Origin of the sequence: Vibrio sp. V43_P6S15P86, assembly GCF_009904725.1 — a bacterium.
Classification (GTDB): domain Bacteria; phylum Pseudomonadota; class Gammaproteobacteria; order Enterobacterales; family Vibrionaceae; genus Vibrio; species Vibrio diabolicus.
This window is the reverse complement of record NZ_WXWT01000204.1, coordinates 9,016-11,491: the sequence shown is the minus strand read 5'-3', so window position 1 is coordinate 11,491 and position 2,476 is coordinate 9,016. Positions and strand designations below refer to the sequence as shown.

Annotated in this window: 2 protein-coding genes; both read left to right on the top strand. The window is 45.8% G+C overall.

Annotated elements, in window-relative coordinates; translation table 11 throughout:
* Positions 1-267 precede the first annotated feature (267 nt).
* Positions 268-1,992, top strand: a complete 1,725-nt coding sequence (locus CAG69_RS09030) for an acetolactate synthase 3 large subunit (RefSeq protein WP_005392255.1) — start codon at positions 268-270, stop codon at positions 1,990-1,992.
* Between the two features lies 1 nt (position 1,993).
* On the top strand, positions 1,994-2,476 hold a 483-nt coding region (ilvN, locus tag CAG69_RS09025), incomplete at its 3' end, for an acetolactate synthase small subunit (protein ID WP_161443819.1).

The following is a 2,476-nucleotide window of genomic DNA, read 5'->3' as shown; positions in this document are numbered from 1 at the left end:
ACTGTGAAATAAGGCATGTGTGGCTGCTATTCCTGCTAACATTCTAATTACTAGCATCTTGTTTAAAAAGTAGACCAATCTCTCATTAGACCCGTTGATAATAAAACGTTACATTTGTTGGGTAACCTTGCGGGATGTTATGACGAACGCAAGACATAGCCGAAAACGTGGAAGTATTTCGATTAGGCTACGAATAAGACCTAGACTATGTAAAACCAGACCAATCCGTTGACCTTACGGTGAGGAAACTGGCTAAGGAGAGCAATTATGACAGCAATGTTGTCAGGCGCAGAGATGGTGGTTCAATCTCTGATAGAAGAGCACGTAGAGCAGATCTTTGGCTACCCAGGTGGCTCTGTTTTGGATATCTACGATGCACTGCATGCCAAAACCGATCAAATCAAACACGTACTTGTAAGGCATGAGCAAGCCGCCACTCATATGGCAGATGGTTACGCTCGCGCTACCGGTAAACCGGGTGTCGTACTGGTATGTTCAGGTCCGGGCGCGACCAATACCATTACTGGTATTGCCACGGCTTATATGGACTCCATCCCAATGATCGTTATCTCGGGTAATGTACCTAATAGCCTAATTGGTAATGATGCTTTTCAAGAATGTGACATCGTTGGTGTCTCTCGCCCAGTGGTCAAACACAGCTTTTTAGTGAAAAAAGCGGAAGATATTCCTGAAACGATCAAGAAAGCGTTTTATATCGCAACCACAGGTCGACCTGGTCCAGTAGTGATTGACTTGCCGAAAGATGTAATGAATCCGCAAATCAAACTGCCTTACCAATACCCAGAAACGCTTTCAATGCGTTCTTACAAGCCGACGACGTCGGGTCATAAAGGACAGATTAAAAAAGCGCTTAAATCGCTGTTAGAAGCGAAAAAACCAGTGCTTTATATCGGTGGTGGTGCTGTGATTTCTGGCGCTCATGAACATATTTTAGAGCTCTCCGACAAGCTGAACCTTCCAGTAGTCAGTACGTTGATGGGACTAGGCGCATTCCCTGGAACACATAAAAACTCACTGGGCATGCTGGGTATGCACGGTACTTACGAAGCCAATATGGCGATGCATGAAGCGGATCTTATTTTTGGCATCGGTGTGCGTTTTGATGATCGCACGACGAACAACCTTGAAAAATACTGCCCAAACGCAAAAGTCATGCATATTGATATCGATCCATCATCGATCTCGAAAAACGTGAAGGTGGATTTACCTATCGTAGGCTCTGCGGAAAAAGTGCTTACAACCATGCTTGGCCTGCTGGCAGAGCAAGAAGGTGGGAACGATGAAGATGCCATCACCGCATGGTGGGATGACATTCAAGTGTGGCGTGACCGCAACTGTTTGGCTTATGAGAAGTCACCAGAGCGAATTAAGCCACAGCAAGTGATTGAAACCTTGCACAAGCTGACCAATGGTGATGCGTATGTTGCTTCTGATGTGGGTCAGCACCAGATGTTTGCAGCACTTTACTACCCATTTAACAAACCACGCCGTTGGATCAACTCGGGTGGATTGGGCACTATGGGATTTGGCCTTCCGGCTGGTATGGGTGTTAAGTTTGCCATGCCACAAGAAGAAGTCGTGGTTGTTACGGGCGATGGCAGTATTCAAATGAATATCCAAGAGCTTTCGACAGCCATGCAATACGACATTCCAGTGAAGATCATCAACCTAAACAACCGCTTCTTAGGCATGGTAAAACAGTGGCAAGACATTATTTATCAAGGTCGTCACTCTAATTCTTACATGAGTTCTGTTCCTGATTTTGCAGCGATTGCAGAAGCTTATGGTCACGTCGGTATTCGTATCGAAACGCCTGATCAGCTCGAAGAAGGGCTACAAAAAGCGTTGGATATGAAAGATCGTCTGGTGTTTGTGGACATCAACGTAGACGAAACCGAACACGTATACCCGATGCAAATCAAAGGTGAGGGTATGGATAAAATGTGGCTAAGCAAAACGGAGAGAACTTAATATGAGACACATTATTTCACTGCTATTGGAAAACCAACCGGGTGCGTTGTCTCGTGTTGTTGGTTTGTTCTCTCAACGTGGTTACAACATTGAATCTTTGACGGTATCACCGACAGATGATGAAACGCTTTCGCGAATGAACATTACCACGACGTCTGATGAGATGCAGTTGGAGCAAATTCAGAAGCAGTTACACAAATTGATCGATGTGCTGAAAGTACAAGAAGTCACCGAGTACGAGCACATCGAACGTGAACTGATGATGGTGAAAGTGAAAGCCAGTGGTTTTGCGCGAGCAGAAGTAAAACGGACAGCGGACATCTTCCGTGGCCAGATCGTGGATGTCACTGCTGCTCAATACACGGTACAACTTGCGGGCACGAGTGAAAAGTTGGATGCCTTCATTCAAGCGATATCTGAAGTAACTGAAGTCGTCGAAGTTGCTCGTAGTGGCGTAGTGGGTATTGCCCGAGGTGAGCGCGCA